Origin of the sequence: Streptococcus canis (assembly GCF_900636575.1) — a bacterium.
GTDB classification, from domain to species: Bacteria; Bacillota; Bacilli; order Lactobacillales; family Streptococcaceae; genus Streptococcus; species Streptococcus canis.
This window is the reverse complement of sequence record NZ_LR134293.1, coordinates 1,987,589-2,010,075: the sequence shown is the minus strand read 5'-3', so window position 1 is coordinate 2,010,075 and position 22,487 is coordinate 1,987,589. Positions and strand designations below refer to the sequence as shown.

Annotated in this window: 21 protein-coding genes, 2 pseudogenes and 1 riboswitch; of the genes and pseudogenes, 13 read left to right on the top strand and 10 right to left on the bottom strand. The window is 38.9% G+C overall.

Annotated elements, in window-relative coordinates; genetic code table 11:
- Positions 1–34 precede the first annotated feature (34 nt).
- The 3 genes from EL097_RS10115 (at position 35) to EL097_RS10105 (ending at position 2,771) form a co-directional block, all read left to right on the top strand.
- Positions 35–961: a peptidase U32 family protein gene (locus tag EL097_RS10115; RefSeq protein WP_003047343.1), complete on the top strand. Its 927-nt coding sequence runs from the start codon at positions 35–37 to the stop codon at positions 959–961.
- Between the two features lie 105 nt (positions 962–1,066).
- Positions 1,067–2,353 carry a peptidase U32 family protein gene (locus EL097_RS10110; RefSeq protein WP_003047346.1) on the top strand — a complete coding sequence of 429 codons (1,287 nt, stop codon included), beginning with the start codon at positions 1,067–1,069 and terminating at the stop codon, positions 2,351–2,353.
- A gap of 205 nt (positions 2,354–2,558) precedes the next feature.
- Complete coding sequence (locus EL097_RS10105; RefSeq protein ID WP_003047368.1) at positions 2,559–2,771, top strand: YdbC family protein; 213 nt, start codon at positions 2,559–2,561, stop codon at positions 2,769–2,771.
- Positions 2,772–2,862: 91 nt separating this feature from the next.
- Here EL097_RS10105 and EL097_RS10630 read toward each other — a convergent pair whose 3' ends face one another.
- Positions 2,863–3,003, bottom strand: a complete 141-nt coding sequence (locus EL097_RS10630) for a hypothetical protein (protein ID WP_003047372.1) — start codon at positions 3,001–3,003, stop codon at positions 2,863–2,865.
- 196 nt (positions 3,004–3,199) lie between these two features.
- On the opposite strand from EL097_RS10630, the gene EL097_RS10095 reads away from it, so the two are divergent.
- Positions 3,200–3,505, top strand: a complete 306-nt coding sequence (locus EL097_RS10095) for an IS3 family transposase (RefSeq protein ID WP_003047380.1) — start codon at positions 3,200–3,202, stop codon at positions 3,503–3,505.
- Positions 3,506–3,664: 159 nt separating this feature from the next.
- On the opposite strand, the gene EL097_RS10090 is transcribed toward EL097_RS10095, so the two are convergent.
- Positions 3,665–4,567, bottom strand: coding sequence for an HAD family hydrolase (locus EL097_RS10090; RefSeq protein WP_003047383.1), 903 nt, complete (start codon positions 4,565–4,567; stop codon positions 3,665–3,667).
- A 173-nt stretch (positions 4,568–4,740) separates the two neighbouring features.
- On the opposite strand from EL097_RS10090, the gene lysS reads away from it, so the two are divergent.
- Complete coding sequence (lysS, locus tag EL097_RS10085; protein ID WP_003047386.1) at positions 4,741–6,234, top strand: lysine--tRNA ligase; 1,494 nt, start codon at positions 4,741–4,743, stop codon at positions 6,232–6,234.
- A gap of 87 nt (positions 6,235–6,321) precedes the next feature.
- Here the strand turns inward: lysS and EL097_RS10995 are convergent.
- The 6 genes and pseudogenes from EL097_RS10995 to EL097_RS10060 form a co-directional block, all read right to left on the bottom strand.
- Positions 6,322–6,474: pseudogene (locus EL097_RS10995) on the bottom strand (IS3 family transposase); the annotation flags it as partial.
- A gap of 359 nt (positions 6,475–6,833) precedes the next feature.
- Positions 6,834–7,128: pseudogene (locus tag EL097_RS10080) on the bottom strand (IS110 family transposase); the annotation flags it as partial.
- A gap of 362 nt (positions 7,129–7,490) precedes the next feature.
- Positions 7,491–7,691: a DDE-type integrase/transposase/recombinase gene (locus EL097_RS11265; protein WP_081587259.1), complete on the bottom strand. Its 201-nt coding sequence runs from the start codon at positions 7,689–7,691 to the stop codon at positions 7,491–7,493.
- Positions 7,692–7,808: 117 nt separating this feature from the next.
- Positions 7,809–8,288 (bottom strand): aminoacyl-tRNA deacylase, encoded by a 480-nt coding sequence (locus EL097_RS10070; RefSeq protein ID WP_003047394.1) that lies wholly within the window; start codon positions 8,286–8,288, stop codon positions 7,809–7,811.
- Between the two features lie 86 nt (positions 8,289–8,374).
- The gene (thiT, locus tag EL097_RS10065) at positions 8,375–8,938 is read right to left on the bottom strand and encodes an energy-coupled thiamine transporter ThiT (protein ID WP_003047398.1); all 564 of its coding nucleotides are present in this window, start codon (positions 8,936–8,938) and stop codon (positions 8,375–8,377) included.
- 45 nt (positions 8,939–8,983) lie between these two features.
- A riboswitch (TPP riboswitch) is annotated at positions 8,984–9,080 on the bottom strand.
- Positions 9,081–9,209: 129 nt separating this feature from the next.
- Complete coding sequence (locus EL097_RS10060; RefSeq protein ID WP_039994795.1) at positions 9,210–10,058, bottom strand: glycoside hydrolase family 25 protein; 849 nt, start codon at positions 10,056–10,058, stop codon at positions 9,210–9,212.
- A gap of 322 nt (positions 10,059–10,380) precedes the next feature.
- Between EL097_RS10060 and EL097_RS10055 the strand changes: the two genes are divergently transcribed.
- Together EL097_RS10055 and EL097_RS10050 are read left to right on the top strand one after the other, a co-directional pair.
- A complete protein-coding gene (locus EL097_RS10055) occupies positions 10,381–10,884 on the top strand; it encodes an ECF transporter S component (RefSeq protein ID WP_003047404.1) in 504 nt (167 codons plus the stop codon).
- Positions 10,868–11,251, top strand: coding sequence for a DUF4430 domain-containing protein (locus EL097_RS10050; RefSeq protein ID WP_129545032.1), 384 nt, complete (start codon positions 10,868–10,870; stop codon positions 11,249–11,251). Before EL097_RS10055 ends, EL097_RS10050 begins: the two co-directional genes overlap by 17 nt.
- Positions 11,252–11,478: 227 nt before the next feature.
- On the opposite strand, the gene EL097_RS10045 is transcribed toward EL097_RS10050, so the two are convergent.
- Complete coding sequence (locus tag EL097_RS10045; protein WP_099983176.1) at positions 11,479–11,958, bottom strand: glutathione peroxidase; 480 nt, start codon at positions 11,956–11,958, stop codon at positions 11,479–11,481.
- On the bottom strand, positions 11,951–13,750 hold the full coding sequence (pepF, locus tag EL097_RS10040) for an oligoendopeptidase F (protein ID WP_003047598.1): 1,800 nt from the start codon (positions 13,748–13,750) through the stop codon (positions 11,951–11,953). Before pepF ends, EL097_RS10045 begins: the two co-directional genes overlap by 8 nt.
- Positions 13,751–13,947: 197 nt before the next feature.
- Between pepF and ppc the strand changes: the two genes are divergently transcribed.
- The 6 genes from ppc to EL097_RS10010 all read left to right on the top strand — a co-directional run bounded on the left by ppc (position 13,948) and on the right by EL097_RS10010 (position 22,445).
- The gene (gene ppc, locus EL097_RS10035) at positions 13,948–16,713 is read left to right on the top strand and encodes a phosphoenolpyruvate carboxylase (RefSeq protein ID WP_003047601.1); all 2,766 of its coding nucleotides are present in this window, start codon (positions 13,948–13,950) and stop codon (positions 16,711–16,713) included.
- A 212-nt stretch (positions 16,714–16,925) separates the two neighbouring features.
- Positions 16,926–18,200: a cell division peptidoglycan polymerase FtsW gene (gene ftsW, locus EL097_RS10030; RefSeq protein WP_003047604.1), complete on the top strand. Its 1,275-nt coding sequence runs from the start codon at positions 16,926–16,928 to the stop codon at positions 18,198–18,200.
- Between the two features lie 233 nt (positions 18,201–18,433).
- The gene (locus EL097_RS10025; protein WP_003047607.1) at positions 18,434–18,943 is read left to right on the top strand and encodes an RNA polymerase sigma factor; all 510 of its coding nucleotides are present in this window, start codon (positions 18,434–18,436) and stop codon (positions 18,941–18,943) included.
- A complete protein-coding gene (locus EL097_RS10020; protein ID WP_003047611.1) occupies positions 18,927–20,006 on the top strand; it encodes an anti sigma factor C-terminal domain-containing protein in 1,080 nt (359 codons plus the stop codon). The genes EL097_RS10025 and EL097_RS10020 overlap by 17 nt, the downstream gene beginning before the upstream one ends.
- Positions 20,007–20,132: 126 nt before the next feature.
- Positions 20,133–21,329 carry an elongation factor Tu gene (gene tuf, locus EL097_RS10015; protein ID WP_129545031.1) on the top strand — a complete coding sequence of 399 codons (1,197 nt, stop codon included), beginning with the start codon at positions 20,133–20,135 and terminating at the stop codon, positions 21,327–21,329.
- A gap of 504 nt (positions 21,330–21,833) precedes the next feature.
- Positions 21,834–22,445: a polyphosphate polymerase domain-containing protein gene (locus tag EL097_RS10010; protein ID WP_039994799.1), complete on the top strand. Its 612-nt coding sequence runs from the start codon at positions 21,834–21,836 to the stop codon at positions 22,443–22,445.
- Positions 22,446–22,487 lie beyond the last annotated feature (42 nt).

Sequence of the window (22,487 nt, the reverse complement as noted above, 5' to 3'; positions counted from 1 at the left end):
AATGCCTTGAATTTTTTGGTATAATAAAACTTGTATGAAAAAAATAATTATTACAGCCACAGCTGAAAGCATTGAGCAAGTCAAAGCTTTATTAGCTGCTGGTGTTGATCGTATTTATGTTGGTGAAGCAAATTATGGGTTACGTCTCCCCCATAATTTTTCTTATGACGAATTGAGACAAATTGCCAAACTAGTGCACGAGGCTGGAAAAGAACTGACAGTAGCTTGCAATGCTTTGATGCATCAAGGTATGATGGATCACATCAAGCCCTTTCTCGATTTGATGGCAGAGATTGCTGTTGACTATCTTGTGGTTGGTGATGCAGGTGTCTTTTATGTCAATAAAAGAGATGGCTACAACTTTAAACTGATTTATGACACTTCTGTTTTTGTGACTTCCAGCCGTCAGGTAAATTTCTGGGGCCAACATGGCGCTGTTGAAAGTGTTTTGGCTAGGGAAATCCCTTCTGCAGAGTTATTCACGCTAGCTGAAAACTTGGAATTTCCAGCAGAGGTGTTGGTTTACGGTGCCTCGGTGATTCATCATTCGAAACGTCCACTATTAGAAAATTACTATCATTTTACCAAGATTGATGATGAAGTCACTCGTGAACGCGGTCTTTTCTTGGCAGAGCCAGGAGATGCCAGCAGTCATTATTCCATTTATGAAGACAATCATGGCACTCATATTTTCATTAATAACGATATTGACATGATGTCAAAATTGGGAGAACTTTATGCGCATGGTCTGACTCATTGGAAATTAGATGGGATTTACTGTCCTGGTGATAATTTTGTAGCCATCGCTAAATTATTCATTCAGGCGAAACAATTGTTAGAAGCTGGGCAATTTACCCAAGAAGAAGCTGAAAAGCTTGATCAAGAGGTACATCTCCATCATCCAGCTGGTCGTGGTCTAGATACTGGTTTTTACGATTTTGATCCGAAAACTGTTAAATAAATAAGTAACCCTTGTCTTGTGTGAGTTTACTATTTCAGGACAAGACAGGGTTGTGACACCATTATACAGGTAATCTACCTATCTTGAAAATAGAAAGAATATCACATGTCAAATATGAAAAAACGTCCAGAGGTCTTATCACCTGCTGGAACACTAGAAAAATTAAAAGTTGCGATTGACTATGGCGCAGACGCTGTTTTTGTTGGAGGACAGGCCTATGGTCTAAGAAGCCGTGCTGGGAATTTCTCCATGGAGGAACTGCAAGAAGGCATTGATTATGCTCATGCACGTGGAGCTAAGGTCTATGTTGCTGCCAATATGGTTACCCACGAAGGGAACGAAATTGGCGCGGGTGACTGGTTCCGTCAATTGCGTGATATGGGGCTTGATGCGGTCATCGTTTCAGATCCCGCCTTGATTGTCATTTGCTCAACAGAAGCTCCAGGTCTGGAAATTCATTTGTCAACTCAAGCCTCATCTACCAATTACGAGACCTTTGAATTTTGGAAGGCCATGGGCTTGACCCGTGTCGTATTAGCCCGTGAAGTTAATATGGCTGAACTAGCAGAAATCCGCAAGCGGACAGATGTGGAAATTGAAGCCTTTGTCCACGGAGCCATGTGTATCTCTTATTCAGGTCGCTGCGTCTTGTCGAACCACATGAGTCATCGTGATGCTAACCGAGGAGGCTGTTCACAATCTTGTCGTTGGAAATATGATTTGTACGACATGCCATTTGGAGGAGAGCGTCGTTCCTTAAAAGGGGAAATTCCAGAAGAATATTCCATGTCCTCTGTTGACATGTGTATGATTGACCATATTCCTGACCTCATTGAAAATGGTGTTGATAGTTTAAAAATCGAAGGTCGAATGAAGTCTATCCACTATGTCTCAACTGTAACCAACTGTTACAAGGCAGCTGTAGATGCCTACATGGAAAGCCCAGAAGCTTTTTATGCCATCAAAGAAGAATTGATTGACGAGCTATGGAAGGTTGCTCAGCGCGAATTGGCCACAGGTTTTTACTATGGTACCCCAACTGAAAATGAACAGTTATTTGGTGCTCGCCGCAAAATTCCACAATACAAATTTGTGGGAGAAGTGGTTTCCTTTGATTCGGCTAGTATGACGGCGACGATTCGTCAGCGTAATGTCATCATGGAAGGGGATCGAATTGAATTTTACGGACCAGGTTTCCGTCATTTTGAAACAGTTATTAAAGACTTACATGATGCGGACGGTCAAAAAATTGATCGTGCCCCAAATCCAATGGAACTCTTAACCATTTCCTTACCTAGAGAGGTTAAGTCAGGGGATATGATTAGGGCTTGCAAGGAAGGTCTTGTCAACCTCTATCAAAAAGATGGTACTAGCAAAACCGTTAGAGCCTAATTGAAATAAGTAGGAAAGGCCCTTTTTCACTAGTAGTGTAAAAGCTGCGTTTGGGATAAAAGAGCCTGTTTTTTGAAAGTAGATGTTGGAATAGCTTATTTTCTCAAAACTTGATAGAATAATGGAAGAATGAGTAATAAAAAAGTGAAAAAAAAGATGATTTTTTCCACTTTTTTTCGGATAGTATAGATGAGGAGGAAAAATAATGGCAGATTTTACATTTAAAATTGAGGAACATTTGTTAACCTTATCAGAGAGTGATAAAGGATGGACTAAAGAATTAAACCGCGTCAGCTTTAATGGCGCAGAAGCGAAATGGGACATCCGAACATGGAGCCCTGATCACAGTAAGATGGGGAAAGGTATCACCCTGACCAATGAAGAATTTAAAACCATCTTAGATGCTTTTCGTAGATAAGTCTATCTTGTTCTAAAAACCCTACTGCTACAAGGCCCTCCCCCAATACCCGAATCTTTAAGGATTGGTTGAGGAGGATACAGCAGAAGGGTTATTTTTTTGAGTTCAGGCGATCAGCAAGACCTACAATGATTAGGATCAGACCAAGTCCAAGGAAAATCCATTTAGCAGTTAAAAGGCCATAAAGGATGAAGATAGCAGCACTGATATAGGAGATGTATTCTTTTGTCATCTTGATAGAATTACTTTCTTTAGGATACTATCTATTATAGCATAAAAGCAGTTAACAATCACAAGTGACTTTGCAACAGTCTGGGCGATCAAGGTGTATTTGGTTACCTCTGTAAACTTCCAGAATATCAGACTCAAGCTGCTAACCTTCTCAACTAGCAATTTCAGCAATAAGTGGAGAGAAGCGCTTCGGCAGATTGCTTCATCAGTTAGGTTTCTATGCCAAAGGAAGTCGGTACAACCATAAATATTATAACCGTCGGCCTTCTTCATTGACACGACCAAACTTGATTAATCAGTGTTTTCAAGCGATAGGTAAAAATAAACTATGGTTAGGAGACTTAACCTACATTCCGACAAAAGTAGATACTCTTTATTTATCAGTCTTTATAGACGTTTATAGTAGAAAGACTGTAGGTTGGGCAATGGGAAGACACATGCAAGCTTCAGTTGGTAACGGATGCTTTCAAACAAGCTTATCCTATTTTAGGACGGTTTTTTGAATCTTCTTATTTAAATGAAGCGACGATTTGCCATGATCAATCTCTTTTCTTATCCACGTCCATCTGTGAAAAAAGCCAACAAGTTAAGATTTCCCCTAAATAGAACCCCAAACTTGCTAGTTGATTTACTTTTGAAGAAGGTGGTAAATTCACTTGATGTTATCTGGCATACTTTAAGCGCAGTATTTTTTCTTGCTGCTTGGTTAAACGAAGCAAGATAACTACTTTGTCAATGCTCATGTTACTTTCAAGCAGACGCTCTGCTGCCATCATCAAGCCATTATTGATTCCCATCTGTAAAATCGGATTTTTCTTGTCGTTGATATCAAAAATGAATTTATTATCTGGTAAATCAAAGAGAACTTTAACCGCACCAAAGAGCTGTTCAAAGTTATCGATAGCCACGTCATAAACAGGTTTAGTTCCTGGTTTTAATTGGCGACCTCTGTGATTAAACCACATGGAATGCCAACCACCATTAAAGGCACCCATGATATCATTGTCATAAGAGTCTCCAACATACAGTGTGGTTTGCGGATTCATGTCAAACTGTTCTGCTGCCAAGTTAAAAATTTCTTTTTCTGGTTTTTGAAAGCCTGTCGCTTGACTAACAATGACCCGTTTGGGGTTAATATAGTCGTAAAGACCTAATTTACGAACTTTTTTCAGTTGATGTTCTGTTGGCCCATTGGTAATAATCCCCATAGGAACATTCTTTGATTTTAAAAAGTCAAGGGTCATGCGCATCTCATCTAGCATGGTAATATTTTCAAGTTCATGCTCGTAAACTTCTTGGAAATGTACTCCCGTAGCTTCATCAATTTCACGGTAGCCAAATTCAAGCAGTGTTTCTTTGCAGCGCCAGAATCGGAAATACTCTGTGGTCCACTCCCCTGCCATGACTCTTGGAAATCCAACATCTGAATAATGACGGAAACGAATGTAGGCCTGATTCATTACCGACATCTCAAAATCTGGAAAACACTTTTCCATGGCAATTCGGTAAGGCGCTTGCTGGTCGTAGATGGTGTCATCTACATCAAAAACAATAGCAGTAATCATGAGTCTCTTTTCTTTTCTAGTTTAATATCCCAACCATTATACTATTTTCCGCTAACCTTTTCAAATTCATTTCCTAAGAAGAAGCCTTGTTCTTTCGCATTTTCCAACGAAATATAGGTGTATTCTAGTCCCTTTTATGATACAATGAAAGGGAAATCATATTGGAGGAAAATATGTCTAATCAACACATTGAAGAATTAAATGACCAACAGATTGTTCGTCGTGAAAAAATGATGGCTCTGGCTGAAAAAGGAATTGATCCTTTCGGTAAACGTTTTGACCGCACAGCCAATTCTGCTGAATTAAAAGAAAAGTATGCTGATAAAACAAAAGAAGAATTACACGACTTAAACGAAACAGCTATTGTTGCTGGGCGATTGATGACCAAACGTGGCAAAGGCAAGGTTGGCTTTGCTCACTTGCAAGACCGAGAAGGACAGATTCAACTTTACGTTCGTAAGGATTCTGTTGGCGAAGACAATTATGACATCTTCAAAAAAGCTGACCTCGGAGACTTTCTTGGAGTTGAGGGAGAGGTAATGCGGACTGATATGGGTGAGCTTTCCATCAAGGCAACCAAACTGACCCACCTTTCTAAATCACTTCGTCCCCTTCCAGAAAAATTCCATGGCTTAACGGATATTGAGACCATCTATCGCAAACGTCATCTTGACTTGATTTCAAATCGTGAAAGTTTTGAGCGCTTTGTGACCCGCTCAAAAATGATTTCAGAAATTCGTCGTTACTTGGACGGCCTTGATTTCTTGGAAGTTGAAACCCCTGTACTTCATAACGAAGCTGGTGGGGCTGCCGCTCGTCCTTTTGTTACTCACCACAATGCGCAAAATATTGACATGGTTCTTCGTATCGCAACAGAACTTCATTTGAAACGTTTGATTGTCGGTGGTATGGAACGCGTTTACGAAATTGGCCGTATCTTCCGCAACGAAGGAATGGATGCCACTCACAATCCTGAGTTCACTTCTATCGAGGTTTACCAAGCCTATGCAGATTATCTGGACATCATGAATTTGACAGAAGGTATTATCCAACATGCTGCTAAAGCTGTTAAAGGTGATGGTCCTATTAATTATCAAGGAACTGAAATCCGTATCAATGAACCTTTCAAGCGTGTCCACATGGTAGATGCTATCAAGGAAGTGACGGGGGTTGATTTCTGGCCTGAAATGACTGTCGAAGAAGCTATTGCACTTGCCAAAGAAAAACAGGTCCCTCTTGAAAAACACTTCACCAGTGTCGGACATATCATCAATGCTTTCTTCGAGGAGTTTGTTGAAGAAACCTTGATTCAGCCGACCTTTGTCTTTGGTCATCCTGTAGAAGTATCACCTTTGGCTAAGAAAAATCCTGAAGACGGCCGCTTCACCGACCGCTTTGAGCTTTTCATCATGACCAAAGAATATGCCAATGCTTTCACAGAGTTGAATGATCCCATTGATCAATTATCACGTTTTGAAGCACAAGCACAAGCTAAAGAACTTGGTGATGACGAGGCAACTGGTATTGATTATGACTTTGTTGAAGCCCTTGAATATGGTATGCCACCAACCGGTGGACTTGGAATTGGTATTGACCGTCTCTGCATGTTGTTAACCAACACAACAACCATTCGCGACGTCCTTTTATTCCCTACAATGAAGCCTTAATTTAAAAAGCTTATGATCATAAAAAGGTAATCTAACTTCTGTACCGCACTTCTGGACAGGTCAAGGAAAAATAGACATCAAGTTAAGCTAATGAGTTATTTTTTCACATTCTACAGGTGAGAGATCCCCTAAAGCTGAATGCAGACGTTTAGGGTTATAGTAAGTCTCAATATATTAAAAAATCTCAAGCTGAGCTTGCTCAATAGTTGCGAAATGAGCATCATTGACAAGCTCTCTTTTTCTACCATTTGTTAAGCCTACCAAGGCTTTAAAGTGAAAATATTTTGAGGACAGTAGCTCAATGTAGGTTATTGTTCAGAACGTAGACAAACTTTATTTTTAGAAGGTGTCAATGAAAATGATTTAATGATCATGATGTCAACCAACTCTTGAAACGCTTATGTTGTCGTGTTTCAGGAGTTTTTCTTTTTTAGAAGAGTGAAAAAAGATTGAAGAAAAATTGTCCTAAATGGACTTTTTCTTCAATGTAGGTTATTGTTCTCTTTTTCTGTGGTAAACATGATAAAAGTGTGCGCAAAAGGAACACCTTATCTAGCCTTTTTAACAATAAGGTGTTAGAATAATATGGCATAAAAGCTTTAATGATTTTGGATCAAAGTATAATCGTAAAGTTTGTTATGCGTTATGAGGTCATACATTGTCCGAATGAGACGATGTATAGAGGCAATCGTATGTGGCTTAGTTGAAGCTATTTGCGATTGTCTTTTTCGTTTCTCATAAAAGTCTGCGATATGACAAGGCTTGGTATGACTAGCTGAAAGCGATGTTGTGAATACACTTGAAGAGAATCTTTCTGGCATAAGAATTGCCACCTTTGGTGATGTGTTTCTTGGCAAGAAAGTTCCCAGATTCATAGTGTCTGAGATCAATTTCAAACATGATTCGCATGATATTACCTCTTTGTCTTGAATGATTCCTAGTTTTAGTGATTTCATTTTCAATACACGACGTCTGGCCTCCCACATACTTTGATAAAATTCTACCTAAAACAGGTGTCTTGCCAGTTTTAATCGCGACGTCTAGCGCCTAAAGAGAGCACGACTTAACAAGACACCTCTACTTTATCACAAAGAAAAAGTAGTAAGTATTCTCTTCCGTCGGAGATTTCCTCACTACTAATCTTAGTATGTTTTAATGGTTTATAAAAGGATTCCATGAGTGCCTTATCGCATGGATCTCATACGGGACTGACATTTTTTCCGCCTAAGCAGGTCCTAAAATCGTGCCCCAGTATATTAAGAACCTTGGTTTGTAGGGACGATGAGTCCTTCTTTGGGTCTTTCTCTATGATAAGCTTGTTTGAAAGTATCTGTTACCAACTGAGCTTTCATGTATCTTCCTATTGCCCAACCAACAATCTTTCTACTATAAATGTCTATAAAGACTGATAAATAAAGAGTGCCTACTGTTGTCGGAATATTGGTTAAATCCCCCAGTCAGATTTCTTTAAAAAATCCCTAAGATGGTGACACAAAAAATAATATCAATCAAAGACTAGCTTACCTAGGCCCAGAAGTCTGAAAAGATAAACCAGATGAGGTTTGCAATAGTTTTTATTTTTTTTCCTTTAAATCAGCAAAGCTTGCCCCAACAAAATCAGCTAGAGCTTGGCTAGAAATCTGAATAGAACGACCAACCTCACCAGCTGAAACAATCAGTTGTCCTTTATCAAGTGCAGTTTGGTCAATAAAAATAGGGTAGGAATGTTTTTGACGAATCCCGATAGGATTATTGGCGCCATGAATATAGCCAGTTGTCTTTTGCAAGTCTTTTTGAGGAATCATTGACACTTTTTTATTGCCGGATACTTTTGCTAATTGTTTTTCTGATAAGTGTTCTGTTAATGGAATAATGCCAATCAGAGGTCCTGTTTTATCACCAGTCAGAGCAAGGGTTTTGTAAATATCGGACGGCTGGATGCCCTCTGGCAAGTCACCTTCTAAAGCATTAAGATTGAGCCTTTGATGAGTAATCTTAGCCTTATCGAGGATTTGTTCTACTAAGGTTTTTTTGAGTTTTGTTTTTTTAGCCATATCAAGTCCTTATCTTCACCTAAACATAAAAAAGGTATAATGATGTTATTATACCTTTTTTTAAAGGGGCTTTCAATTTGGTACCATTAGTCTTTTGGATCAAAAAATTGAGGCTGAGTTGGTAAGATAATCAAAAGGGCTAATAGAGTGACTAATAAGGTTAGCATGCCGGCAGTTCCATTAACAGTGAATGAATACCAGATAGCAGACATGCCCTTAGGAGCATAGCTCCCCCAGAAAATAACACCGGCTATAAAGTGCCACAGGTAACGAACCCCAATAGCCAAGAAGCTAGCTAGAAAGGCGATGAGAAAAGCATAAGATTTCTTTTGCAGTCTCAAGGATTTGACTAAAGTGTCAGACAAACAACCGGCGAGACCCATAGAAATAAAGGCTAGGATATATTCAATAAAGACTTGGGACATGCTGAGATAGTAAACTTTGCCAAGTGCAAAGTGAAGCAGTCCCCAAATGAGCCCTGCCAATATGCCGTATTTTAACCCACGGCGCAAAGAGAAAATAACCAGTGGAATAGCACCATAAGAAGGGCTAAACCAGCCAGCAAAATCTGGAATAAAAGAAAGTGCCATTGCTAGAGCAGCAAAAATAGCAGCTTCGATAAGGTATTTGACATTGGTGTTTGGTGACATAAAAAAACTCCTTTTAGACACAAAAAGAGTATTGTTTTCCAATTTTTCTTGATTGGTCACAATCCCTACGCTTGTACTAACAAGATCAGGTCCTTAGGATTTCGCAATTGCGATCTCAGCCAAAGCACTCCTTTGTGAATTACTATATTTTCTTACATTATATGGTTTGATGAAAGCCCTGTCAAGGGGGATGACTTGAAAAAAATAATATTGTGAAAGATGCGGTTAGGAAAAGCAGGCTTAGGGCACATCAAAAAGACTAGCTGACAGACTAGTCTTTGATTTTCCCGAAGAGTTTTTCGAAAGTTTTTTTGGCATCTTTTGTCACTGCAATCTGATTTAAATCCAAAGGATTATTAAAACCATTGACATAACCTTGGGAGGTATACTGATGCAAATCGTAATCTAAGGTCGTATTAGGAGCTGCCTCGTAGTAACCAGAATCGCTCCCGTAAGTTGGAATCCAGATGGCATCGAAGCCCTTGGTTGAAATTTCCTGCTCCGCCATAAAGTAGGTACCAATATATATACCGACATTTTCAGCCCCAAGTTTTTCAAGTTCTTCACGGAAGGCTTTGACCCCTTTATTCATGTCCTTCATGGTAGCTTCTTCAACGTCAATCCAATAGTAAGTAGGGTTGAAGGGAGAGGCATTCTTATAAAAGGTTCTAGCCTCTTCTCGCATTTCTTTGGTGCTACGTCCAAGAGCATAGCTGTAAACAGCCACAGGAACCTTGCGCTTTTGAAATTCTTTGATGTGTTTTTTAAATGATTTGTCAATTCCAGTTGTGAAAGCAGCATTGTTATGGGCTGTGATTTGTGACCCTCCGTAGACACGAACAATTGCTCCTGAGATATGGTGGGATAAGGTATCGTAATCCATTTCTTCTGGGAGTTGCCAACCGGAAACATCAATAATAGGATTTAAAATAAAGTCTTCAGTTTCAGAAGTGCTCGTCTTTGTTTTACTGGAACTGCTGGTCATAATGGGAACATTGGCCTTGGCCTCTTCAAGCTCTTTTTGCTTGGCCTGATCAGCTTGAATCTTTCCGATAATTAATAAAATCGCCAGTAAGGCAAAGAAGACGAGCACAACAATAGGTTTTATTCTTCTTCTCATTATTGCTATTGTACCTTAATTACTTGAAAAAATCAAAATATCCTAACTGTTTTCTTATATTGTCTTGCATTTTAAGGTGATTTGTTCAAAAAAGTCAAGAATTGAGTAGTAGCCCTTTGAGAGACTTTTTTGTTTTCTTTACGACATAGCAGACAACTATGTCTTAGTTGAATTTGATATAGCTTCTACCTATAATATGCTCAGAAGAAACAAAATCTTTATTATAGTAATCTCATCTATTTATCATTTTTAAAAAAGTAGGTGTCAAACTGGTCAATATCCCTAATTTCTGTCATAATAGAGAAAAAAGAGGAAGAGGTCTATGTCAACTAAGCTTATGAGTCGCGTTGCTATCATGTCAGCCCTATGTTTTGTGTTGAGAATGGCTTTTAGCAGCCTACCCAATGTGCAGCCTGTGACGGCTATTTTTTTAGGGTATCTCCTTTACTTTGGGTTAGCAGAAGCTATATTAGTCATGATGTTGTGTCTATTTTTATCAGCCTTTTTGCTGGGCTTTGGACCGTGGGTCTTTTGGCAAATCACTTGCTTTGGACTTGTTCTCTTGCTATGGCGATTTGTCTTTTTCCCCTTGTCTCAACAACTCTCCAAATATCAGCTTGCCTGTCAGAGTCTCTTGGCCGCCTCATGTGGACTTCTTTATGGGGTATTGATAGACACTTGTTTTGCTTACGTATATAGTATGCCTTGGTGGAGTTATGTCTTAGTAGGCATGCCTTTTAATATAGCGCATGCCCTATCAACTCTGCTCTTTTTCCCAGTTATTATGATATTATTTAGGAGGTTAGTCGGTGAACAAAGGATTTAAAACAGGATTTCTAGCGCTTGTTGTTCTGCTATTAGTGGCCTGTTCACAAGGAGGAGACCAAGCCCCTTTGTCAAAGGTTCAAAAAGCAGACCATCAGGTTCGTTTAATTGTCAAAGAAGATACCAATACCATTGACGAAAAAGTTTCTTTTGACAAAGGAGATACAGTGCTTGAGGTGCTCAAAGATGATTATGAGGTCAAGGAAAAAGCTGGCTTTATCACAGCTATTGATGGCATTGAGCAAGATACTAAAGCTAATAAATATTGGCTGTTTAAGGTCAATGGTAAAATGGCAGAAAAAGGAGCTAATCAAATCACTGTCAAAGATGGCGATAAGATTGAATTCTATCAAGACGTTCTGAACTAGTGACCATCAGATACAAAGATAGATTTGAAATTCCCAAATCTCAGAACGTAGACAAAGTTTATTTTTAGAAGGTGTCAATGACAATGATGTAATGTTCATGCTGTCAACTAACTCTTGAAACGCTTATATTACGTGTTTCAGGAGTTTTTTGTTTTTAGAAGAGCAAAAAAAGATTGAAGAAAAATTGTCTTAAATGGACTTTGTCTTCAATCTGATCTATTTTTAGATTAATCAAGAAGTATTTTAAGGTCTTTTTCAATTAGCTTAGGGTTAGTTTTTGAGGAGTAGCGCTTAATCACCTGTCCATTTTGGTCAATAAGAAATTTAGCAAAATTCCACTCAATGCGTCTGCCAAGAGGTCCACTTTTTTCCTCTTTTAACCAGGCAAACAAAGGGTCAGTTTCTTTACCATTCACTTTGATTTTAGCAAAGCGAGGAAAAGTGGTGTGATAAGTCAGGCTGCAAAAGTGATTAATATCTTCAGCATCTCCAGGAGCTTGATTTAAAAACTGATTGCAGGGAAAGTCTAGGATCTCAAATCCTTTGTCACGATAAGTGTCATATAATGCCTGCAAGGATTGGTATTGTGGGGTTAATCCACACTTGGTAGCCGTATTAACAATCAAAACCACCTTTTCTTTATAAGCAGCTAAGGAAAGGTCATTCCCGTTTTGGGCTTTAACCGTAAAATCATAGAGATTAGGCATGGGACATGTCCTCAGTGTAGTTAATAATTTGGTCAACCGTATCGCTTAAGAATTGAATGGTATCACGAAGAGGTTTTTCAGTGGCAATATCAGCTCCAATGAGCATCGCAGTATCAAGCGGCGTACGGCTTCCACCTGATTTTAGGAAATCAAGCCATTCTTTTGCCCCATTTGGATTGTTTTTAAGGTTGAGGTAACCAGCTGTTGAAATAACAAGTCCTGCAGAGTAAGTATAACTGTATAAGCCCATGTAATAATGTGCCTGACGCATCCAAGTAAGGGCTGCATCATCGTCAATCTCAATGGCATCTCCCCAAAATTCTGTTAGAACCTCTTTCATCATGGCATTTAATTGTTCAGCTCCGAAAGTGCCACCTTCTTCAATAAGGGTGTAAACCTTACGTTGGAAAGCTGCTTCTAATAAATGAGTAATGAAATTATGGAAGTAGGTATCTGTTAGGCGATGAGCAAGAGCAAAGCGTTTTTGACGAGGGTCATCAAATTGATGTTCCAAATAATCACTTAACATTAATTCATTAAAGGTTGATGGCGCTTCGACATAATAAGTTGACATGTGAGTGTTGAAGTAGCTTTGGTGATTATCTGAAAAAATGAATTGACCAGAGTGACCGATTTCGTGAATAAGGGTATAGACATCAGACATTCTGCCAGTCCAGCTCATTAAGACGTAAGGATGAACCTTGTAGGGATCAGCAGCATAGCCCCCAGAATCTTTATTGGCATTAGCAGCAAAGTCAACCCAGCGCTCAGTTTGGTAACGTTGGATTTCTTGGGTATATTCTTGCCCTAACGGGGCTAGAGACTTCATCACGAGGTCATAGGCACCATCGATGCTGACTTCTGGATTGAGTTCATTATCAATATCTAGTTTCCAGTCAGCAAAGGTCATTTTTTCAAGACCATTGACGTCTGCCACGTGTTTTAAGAATTTTTGAGCAACTGGTCCAAACTCAGTCATAATCAAATCAATCTGACGGTCAAATAGGCTACGGTCTACTTCTTGTTCTGCAAGGAGATAATCAAAGACAGAAGCATAGCCTTTCATGTCTGCTAAAAGTTTTTCCGATTTGACCTTAGCTAAGTAAGCTGCTGCAGCTGTATTTTGATGTTTGCGAAGACCTTTTGAAAAAGAGCGGAAGGCTTTTTCACGAATCTCAGTATTTTCGTGATTCTGATAGAAGTTTTCGTAAGAAACAAAGCTATTTTTATAGGTTTTCCCATCTACTTCAAAATCCTCCATGTCAAAGTCACCAGCCCGCATTTTGGTATAAATGTCGTAAGGAGCATTGATAACCTCGCGTAAGTTAGCCAAAGCTTTTTCCACATCAGGACTTAAGAGGTGTTCTTTTTGAATTTTTGCCATGCGAATAGCTGCGCTAAAATAAGGATTCTTTTCTAAGGCATCAAGAACCTCTAAATCAGCATTGGCTAAGGCAGTGTCAAAAAAGCTGAGGGAAATATTAGCCTTGGTCATGAAATCATCACCAGCCTGAGCGATTTGAGCAAAGGCTTCGCTTGAAAAATCGGTAGTCTGTGGCATGAAAGCATAGGTGCTGATATGACTCATTTGAATGTAAATGTGCTCAATTACCATCAAGGCCTGAGTGAAATCGTCCACCGATGTCAAGCGACCTTCATAATTGCGCTTGAACAGGTCGATGTCTTGCAAGGCTTTCTCAATAGCGAGTAGAAAATCTTGGCGATCTTTGTAAAGGGCTGTCAAATCCCAAAGTTCATTTTCAGGAAATTCTGAACGTTTTTTCAATTCCATAGATGTCTCCTTAAATTATAATCTAAGTTTAGTATAACAGAATTTAGACCAGAGGTGTCAGAAAAGTTGTTCCATACATTTTTTAAAATAAAACGCTTACTTCTACTGAAAAACAAACATTGCTATCACGAGTGCTTTTATTTTTAGTAAAAAATGATATGATAAAAGAAGCAACTAGCAGAGGAGGAATCAGTAGTTTGTCACTTAAAAAGTTAGAGAGTAGCAGCCATTCAACTATTATCGCTGAAGAGGTTGCCATCTTAAAAGAAATGTTGAAGAAAATCACGTGTCGAATGATTGGGGACGAAGCCTTTAAGACTATCGAAACCATTGTTAATTTATCTGAACAACAAGATTATGCGGGCTTGGAAACGATTATTGCTAATATTTCTAATCAAGAGATGGATGTGATTTCAAGATACTTTTCAATCTTGCCTTTGTTAATTAATATTTCAGAAGATGTTGATTTGGCCTACGAAATCAATTACCAGAATAATACTAATACGGATTATTTAGGGAAGTTAGCCTTAACCATTGAGGATCTTGCTGAAAAAGATAATGGTAAAGACATTTTGGAGCAGGTTAATGTGGTTCCTGTATTAACAGCCCACCCGACGCAAGTCCAACGAAAAACCATCCTTGAATTGACAAACCATATTCATGATCTCCTTCGGAAATACCGTGACGTTAAAGCTGGTGTGGTTAATCAGGAGAAGTGGCATAATGAACTCTATCGTTACATTGAAATCATTATGCAGACAGATATTATTCGTGAGAAAAAACTCAAGGTCAAAAATGAGATTACCAATGTGATGCAATATTACAATGGTTCCCTCATTCAGGCTGTGACTAAGTTGACAACAGAGTACAAAAACTTAGCCCAAAAACACGGTCTAGAGTTAGACAATCCCAAACCCATTACCATGGGGATGTGGATTGGTGGGGACCGTGATGGCAACCCCTTTGTCACAGCTGAAACCTTGCGCTTGTCTGCTACGGTTCAAAGTGAGGTTATCTTTAATTACTATATTGACAAAATAGCAGCCCTTTACCGAACATTTTCCTTGTCGTCAACCTTGGTACAACCAAACTCGGAAGTGGAACGTTTAGCCAGTTTGTCTCAAGATCAATCGATTTACCGTGAAAATGAACCTTATCGCAGAGCCTTTCATTACATTCAATCGCGTCTTAAGCAAACGCAAATGCAATTAAGTAATCAGCCAGCAGCAGTTCTTATGAGCAGTAATGTGGAGCCAAACACATCTGCTTGGTCCTCACCAGCTAGTGTAGAAAATCCTATCTTAGCCTATGGTTCTCCTGTTGATTTTAAAGCTGATCTAAAGGTTATTGAGCAGTCGCTATTTGATAATGGCAACTCCGCTTTGATTGAGGGGGATTTGCGAGAAGTCATACAAGCTGTTGATATTTTTGGTTTCTTCTTAGCAAGTATTGACATGAGACAAGATTCCAGTGTTCAAGAAGCTTGTGTGGCAGAGTTGTTAAAAGGCGCCAATATTGTTGACGATTATAGCTCCCTTTCAGAAACTGAAAAATGTGATGTCCTCTTACAACAATTAATGGAGGAGCCAAGGACTTTATCTTCAGCAGCAGTTGCTAAATCAGACCTATTAGAAAAAGAACTGGCTATTTATACTGCGGCAAGAGAGCTGAAAGATAGGCTTGGAGAAGAGGTTATTAAGCAACATATTATCTCACATACAGAAAGTGTCTCTGATATGTTTGAGTTGGCCATCATGCTTAAAGAAGTGGGATTAGTTGACCAGCAACAGGCTCGTGTGCAAATTGTTCCCCTCTTTGAAACCATCGAGGATCTAGATAATGCGCGTGACATTATGACAGCCTATTTAAGCCATGACATTGTCAAATCGTGGATTGCAACGAATGGTAATTACCAAGAAATCATGTTGGGCTATTCTGATAGTAATAAAGATGGTGGCTACTTGGCATCATGTTGGACTCTTTACAAAGCTCAGAATGAATTGACAGCTATTGGTGAGGAATATGGGGTGAAAATCACCTTCTTCCATGGTCGTGGAGGAACAGTTGGTCGAGGAGGTGGCCCTTCTTATGACGCCATTACCTCACAACCTTTTGGTTCCATCAAAGATCGGATTCGTCTGACGGAGCAAGGAGAAATTATTGAAAATAAATACGGCAATAAAGATGTCGCTTATTACCATTTGGAAATGCTGATTTCAGCTTCTATCAATCGTATGGTGACTCACATGTTGACCAATCCCGATGACATTGATAGCTTTAGAGAAATTATGGATGGCATTGTTGCTGATAGCAACACCATTTATCGAGAATTGGTTTTTGACAATCCTCATTTCTATGATTATTTCTTTGAAGCCAGTCCGATCAAGGAAATTTCCAGTCTTAACATTGGATCAAGACCAGCAGCCCGTAGAACGATTACGGAAATTGCAGGCTTGCGTGCCATTCCTTGGGTCTTTTCATGGTCACAAAATCGTATTATGTTCCCAGGTTGGTATGGGGTAGGTTCTGCCTTTAAGCGTTATATTGACCAAGCAGAAGGTAACCTTGAACGCCTCCAACAGATGTATCAGACTTGGCCATTTTTCCATTCCTTATTATCGAATGTGGATATGGTTCTATCAAAATCAAATATGAACATCGCTTTCCAATATGCACAGCTAGCAACTAGCCAAGATGTTAGAGATGTCTTCCATGTGATTTTAGACGAATGGCAGTTGACCAAAAATGTCATTCTTGCTATCGAAGGGCATGAGGAGTTGTTAGAGGATAATCCTTCTTTGAAACAAAGTTTGACCTTCCGCCTGCCTTACTTTAATGTCTTAAATTATATTCAGATTGAATTGATTAAGCGCCTTCGTAACCATCAGTTAAGGGAAGAAGATGAAAAATTAATTCACACGACAATCAATGGTATTGCAACTGGCTTACGCAATTCAGGCTAATGTTCCAAATGACTGACTAAAAACAAGTTAACCATTACCAAGATTGATAAACGAAATCAATCAATTAAAGAGAAGTTTTTCCTTGTTTGGGCCTAATCCTTTGTCGGGCTAACAGGAAAGCTTCTTTTTGTGGAAGATTGACTTTCTCTTTTGTTTGCGGTTGAAAGATGATATAATGCTAAATGATTATCTCAAGAAATATAGGGGAAATTATGAAGATTGATAAAAGGCACCTCTTAAATTATTCCATTTTATTGCCTTATTTAATTTTATCAGTAATTGGTTTGATTATGGTTTATTCCACAACAAGTGTCAGCTTGATTCAAGCACATGCCAATCCGTTTAAATCAGTTATTAACCAAGGGGCCTTTTGGGCTCTCAGTCTGATTGCCATTACCTTTATTTATAAGCTGAAATTAAACTTTTTAACCAATACCAAGGTATTGACACTGGTTATGCTTGTTGAAATGGTCCTCTTGATTATTGCACGCTTTTTTACAACGGCTATCAAGGGAGCTCATGGCTGGATTGTGATTGGACCGATCAGTTTTCAACCTGCCGAGTACTTAAAAATCATTATGGTCTGGTATCTGGCTCTAACCTTTGCCAAGATGCAAGAAAAAGTCAGTAAGTATGATTATCAAGCCTTGACCCGTCGCAAGTGGTGGCCAACAGAATGGGGAGACTTGAGAGATTGGCGTGTCTATTCGCTTTCTATGATTCTTTTGGTCGCTGCTCAGCCTGACTTGGGAAATGCTTCCATTATCGTATTGACAGCCATTATTATGTTTTCCATCAGCGGTATTGGTTACCGATGGTTTTCAGCTATCTTAGTCTTAATCACCAGTCTATCAACCCTCTTTCTAGGAACAATTGCTGTGATTGGGGTAGAAAGGGTCGCAAAAATTCCGGTTTTTGGCTATGTTGCCAAACGTTTCAGCGCCTTTTTCAATCCTTTCAATGACTTGACCGATTCAGGTCACCAATTAGCCAATTCTTACTATGCTATGAGTAATGGTGGTTGGTTTGGCCGAGGACTTGGAAACTCCATTGAAAAGCGGGGCTATTTGCCCGAGGCACAGACTGACTTTGTCTTTTCAGTTGTCATTGAAGAATTAGGTCTGATAGGTGCAGGGCTTATTTTAGCACTTGTCTTTTTCCTTATCTTGCGTATTATGAATGTGGGGATTAAGGCTAAAAATCCCTTTAATGCCATGATGGCACTAGGAGTTGGTGGCATGATGCTGATGCAGGTATTTGTTAATATTGGTGGGATTTCTGGTCTAATTCCTTCAACCGGAGTAACCTTCCCCTTCCTCTCGCAAGGAGGAAATAGCCTGCTGGTTTTATCAGTTGCCGTTGGTTTTGTGCTTAACATTGACGCCAATGAAAGACGTGAAGATATTTTAAAAGAAGCAGAGCTAACCTATCGCAAAGAAGCACGGAAAGAAAGCAGTAATGTCATTAACATCAATCAGTTTCAATAAAAAATCCAGATTGGAGAAAACGTCCGTTTAAGACAATGTTTCTTCAATCTTTTTTGCTCTTCTACAAAAGAAAAACTCCTGAAGCAGGATAACATAAGCGTTTCAGGAGTTAGTTGACAGCATGAACATTAAATCATTTTCGTTGACACTTTCTAAAAATGGAGTTTGTCTACGTTCTGGAATTTTTTTGTAACCAAAATAAAGGATGATACGTTATATAGGTAAGGAAGGAGGTGACTCCCATCAAGTTAGAAGCTTATGAAAAGGAATTAATAACCTATTCAAAGGACATTATTGCCTATTTAATGGCATCAGGTGTCCCTGACCAGTTGGCGCGTGATATTAGTCAAGATGTGTTCTTAAAAATGTTAGAAAGCGACATTGTGCTCCCGCCTGAAAAAATGAGAGCTTGGATGTATCGCGCTGCCGTTAGAAAATATATTGACGTTTATAGACGTGATAAAACCTATCTGCAGATACTCAAACGGGATTTTTTCCATCAAGAAAAAGTTATCGAATTTGATCAGCCTAACTATACCCCTCTCTATGAGACTATTACTGGCTTACCAGAAAAATACCGCATTGTTTTGTCGCTTTATTATTTTGATGACATGTCGGTAAAAGAAATCGCAAGCATTTTGCACAAGTCCCTCAGTAGTGTCAAAGTTAACTTGATGCGAGGACGCGCCTTATTAAAAGAAAAATTGAAGAAAGCAGGATATACTTATGATGACTTCAACTGATTTTGAAAAACTTGCCAAGCAAAATAAACGTCGAAGTATTTTTAAAATGGTGGCTATTAGTGTCATGCTAAGCTTATTACTTATCATGTTAAGCTTTGTAGGACTTAATAGACTGACTAGCAAGAACGGCCAAAAAATTCAACAGTATTATGCCATCATTTCTGAAATAGCCTATCCCAATATCAGTTATAGTAGTTGGGGCTATGATGCCACTTCTCAATTTACAGGTCATTTTGTCTCTCACCGCTTTAAAGATATTGATGGCATATCTGTTCCTTTTGAGAAATATGAGCATTATTACTCCCTTATTTTAAGTCAGAAATCATCAGCAAACAATAACTCGCTGATGTCTGGAGATAATGGCCATTCGATGTACACAAGAGCATCTCATTACAAAGTCCCAGTATTTTTCAACAAGGGAAAAAAAGTCCAACTTGGAGCGATAAAACCTACTCAGGATATTCCTCTTCTCCATCAGATGTCAGGACAAGCTATAGAAGTAGCAGTTACTTTTGATAAAGGCTATACATTAAAGGAAATCGAACAGTTCATTCCTAAAAATTTAAAACTCAATTGGATTTGGAGCGGGATTCAGTTTGATTATTTGGAAAGCCAATTTGGCTTTACCCCCTATTTTGATTTGGGGTTGTCAGCAGAGCAACAAAAAAAGATGGAGGCTGAGATTGATAAGGCCTATAAAAGCAAAAGGCACCCAGATCTGAACCCCATTTATCAAAAATATGACCCCAAAAGTGCCGTTTCTCCTGTCGAAGGGATGGAAAATAGTTACACTGTCTTTCAAAATAGACTGGAACAATACCTCAAAATGAAGGAGAGTGATTGGCAAACAGTGACGTCTGAACATGGGGAAGTTTATTCTTCTAAAGCTATGTTAAAAGAGTATCTAAGACAAAACAAGGATCCCAAAACAGCTAAATTTGACGGCGTTATCCTAACAGGACGAGCAGAAAATTTTGCGCAACTGCAAAATGCCGATTGGGTTTATGCGTCAAATATTGGGCAATCCATTCAAATACAACCCTACCATCAATTGGAAAAATAAAGAAAAGGGCAAAAGGCATAAAATACTTGCATTTTCCCTATAATTTGCTACAATAGTAAGGTAAAGTTAGACTGTATTGCCTACCGTCTATCTATAAAATATATTTTATTGGAGGCTTTTCCCAAAATGGCAAAAGAAAAATACGATCGTAGTAAACCCCACGTTAACATTGGTACAATTGGACACGTTGACCATGGTAAAACTACTTTAACAGCTGCAATCACAACTGTATTGGCACGTCGCTTGCCTTCATCAGTTAACCAACCAAAAGACTATGCTTCTATCGATGCTGCTCCAGAAGAACGCGAACGCGGAATCACTATCAACACTGCACACGTTGAGTATGAAACTGCAACTCGTCACTATGCGCACATCGACGCTCCAGGACACGCGGACTATGTTAAAAACATGATCACTGGTGCCGCTCAAATGGACGGAGCTATCCTTGTAGTTGCTTCAACAGATGGACCAATGCCACAAACTCGTGAGCACATCCTTCTTTCACGTCAGGTTGGTGTTAAACACCTTATCGTGTTCATGAACAAAATCGACCTTGTTGACGATGAAGAATTGCTTGAATTGGTTGAGATGGAAATCCGTGACCTTCTTTCAGAATACGATTTCCCAGGCGATGACCTTCCAGTTATCCAAGGTTCAGCCCTTAAAGCTCTTGAAGGCGACACTAAATTTGAAGACATCATCATGGAATTGATGGACACTGTTGATTCATACATTCCAGAACCAGAACGCGACACTGACAAACCATTGCTTCTTCCAGTCGAAGACGTATTCTCAATCACAGGTCGTGGTACAGTTGCTTCAGGACGTATCGATCGTGGTACTGTTCGTGTCAACGACGAAATCGAAATTGTTGGTATCAAGGAAGAAACTAAAAAAGCTGTTGTTACTGGTGTTGAAATGTTCCGTAAACAACTTGACGAAGGTCTTGCAGGAGACAACGTAGGTATCCTTCTTCGTGGTGTTCAACGTGACGAAATCGAACGTGGTCAAGTTATTGCTAAACCAGGTTCAATCAACCCACATACTAAATTCAAAGGTGAAGTATATATCCTTTCTAAAGATGAAGGTGGACGTCACACTCCATTCTTCAACAACTACCGTCCACAATTCTACTTCCGTACAACTGACGTAACAGGTTCAATTGAACTTCCAGCAGGTATAGAAATGGTTATGCCTGGTGATAACGTGACAATCAACGTTGAGTTGATTCACCCAATCGCCGTAGAACAAGGTACTACTTTCTCAATTCGTGAAGGTGGACGTACTGTTGGTTCAGGTATCGTTTCAGAAATCGAAGCTTAATTTTAATTAAGTTCCCAGAATAACAATTAAAGTCGGACAGCTTAAATTGTAAGAGTTCCTTGCGAGGAACTCTTTTTTTGTGTTTAAGAGAGACCGTGTTTTTTGTAGCGAATGAATCTGTGAAAAGGTTAATTAATCAGATGATTTTCTTATTATTAAAAGATAACGAAAGTCATTTTTGGCAGGTTCGGTTCTCCATTATATTCTTTTAATTAAGGTGTTTTGCTTTACTATTTAGGTAATCAAACCTAGTATTTTCAAGGCTTTGAGGTAGTTTGATGAGCTTTGTTATTAGATGATTACGCTTTTTTGTATTGTTACTATCATACATCGACACATTTGATGAATTCTGTTACAATCATTATGTTTAATATTTCACTAACGGAAAGGAAACCATTAGTAAGTCATTAGAGGGAAGAGATATGAATGAAGTCTTAAGACAGGAAAAAAGTATTTAATTACCATTGAGGATTATTACGCTTGTCTAAACGGTTTTCACAGCTGATGAACTTGGATTCCCACAGTTCTGGGGATGGTTATACTATTCGTTCTTTATATTTTGATTCCTTGGAAGATGTGGACTGGCAGGAAAAAGAGGATGGTGTTGAGCTACGTCGTAAGATCCGCTTGCGCAATTATGGCAGTCATAGTTCATTTGCTAAACTAGAGATGAAACAAAAACAAGGGGCTAACCAGAAGAAGAGGTCTTTGCGTTTAACAAAAGCAGATGCCCAAGAGTTAATTAGGGGAAATAACTCAGTTTTGTTAGCTTATCCAGACGATTTTGCGGCAGAATGTTATGCTCGGATGAGCATGCATCTTTACCAGCCTAAGACAGTTATTGAGTACCAACGAAAAGCTTTTGTAGCCAAGGAAAACAATATTCGGATTACCTTTGATCATCATATCATTGGGACGGAATCTTGCTACGATATTTTTTCAGAAAATTTAAACCAATACTACCTTTTAAATCCTTGTTTAGTCATTTTAGAAGTGAAGTATAATGGTTTTCTATTGTCCTATATCAAAGAGCTATTAACTTCTGTCAATGGAAGTGAATTGTCCGCCAGTAAATACTGCATGGGGAGAGCCATCAGTAAACATTACCGTTTTTAAAATACTGACAAGTTTATTATTTATCGTTTAAGAGAGAGGAAC

Coding starts and splice junctions, on each gene's coding strand:
- EL097_RS10115 (WP_003047343.1), top strand. CDS start 35: ATGAAAAAAATAATTATTACAGCCACAGCTGAAAGCATTGAGCAAGTC.
- ftsW (WP_003047604.1), top strand. CDS start 16,926: ATGAAGATTGATAAAAGGCACCTCTTAAATTATTCCATTTTATTGCCT.
- EL097_RS10020 (WP_003047611.1), top strand. CDS start 18,927: ATGATGACTTCAACTGATTTTGAAAAACTTGCCAAGCAAAATAAACGT.
- EL097_RS10110 (WP_003047346.1), top strand. CDS start 1,067: ATGTCAAATATGAAAAAACGTCCAGAGGTCTTATCACCTGCTGGAACA.
- thiT (WP_003047398.1), bottom strand. CDS start 8,938: ATGTCACCAAACACCAATGTCAAATACCTTATCGAAGCTGCTATTTTT.
- EL097_RS10070 (WP_003047394.1), bottom strand. CDS start 8,288: ATGGCTAAAAAAACAAAACTCAAAAAAACCTTAGTAGAACAAATCCTC.
- pepF (WP_003047598.1), bottom strand. CDS start 13,750: ATGGAATTGAAAAAACGTTCAGAATTTCCTGAAAATGAACTTTGGGAT.
- EL097_RS10090 (WP_003047383.1), bottom strand. CDS start 4,567: ATGATTACTGCTATTGTTTTTGATGTAGATGACACCATCTACGACCAG.
- EL097_RS10105 (WP_003047368.1), top strand. CDS start 2,559: ATGGCAGATTTTACATTTAAAATTGAGGAACATTTGTTAACCTTATCA.
- lysS (WP_003047386.1), top strand. CDS start 4,741: ATGTCTAATCAACACATTGAAGAATTAAATGACCAACAGATTGTTCGT.
- EL097_RS10060 (WP_039994795.1), bottom strand. CDS start 10,058: ATGAGAAGAAGAATAAAACCTATTGTTGTGCTCGTCTTCTTTGCCTTA.
- EL097_RS10055 (WP_003047404.1), top strand. CDS start 10,381: ATGTCAACTAAGCTTATGAGTCGCGTTGCTATCATGTCAGCCCTATGT.
- EL097_RS10010 (WP_039994799.1), top strand. CDS start 21,834: ATGAACTTGGATTCCCACAGTTCTGGGGATGGTTATACTATTCGTTCT.
- EL097_RS10630 (WP_003047372.1), bottom strand. CDS start 3,003: ATGACAAAAGAATACATCTCCTATATCAGTGCTGCTATCTTCATCCTT.
- EL097_RS10045 (WP_099983176.1), bottom strand. CDS start 11,958: ATGCCTAATCTCTATGATTTTACGGTTAAAGCCCAAAACGGGAATGAC.
- tuf (WP_129545031.1), top strand. CDS start 20,133: ATGGCAAAAGAAAAATACGATCGTAGTAAACCCCACGTTAACATTGGT.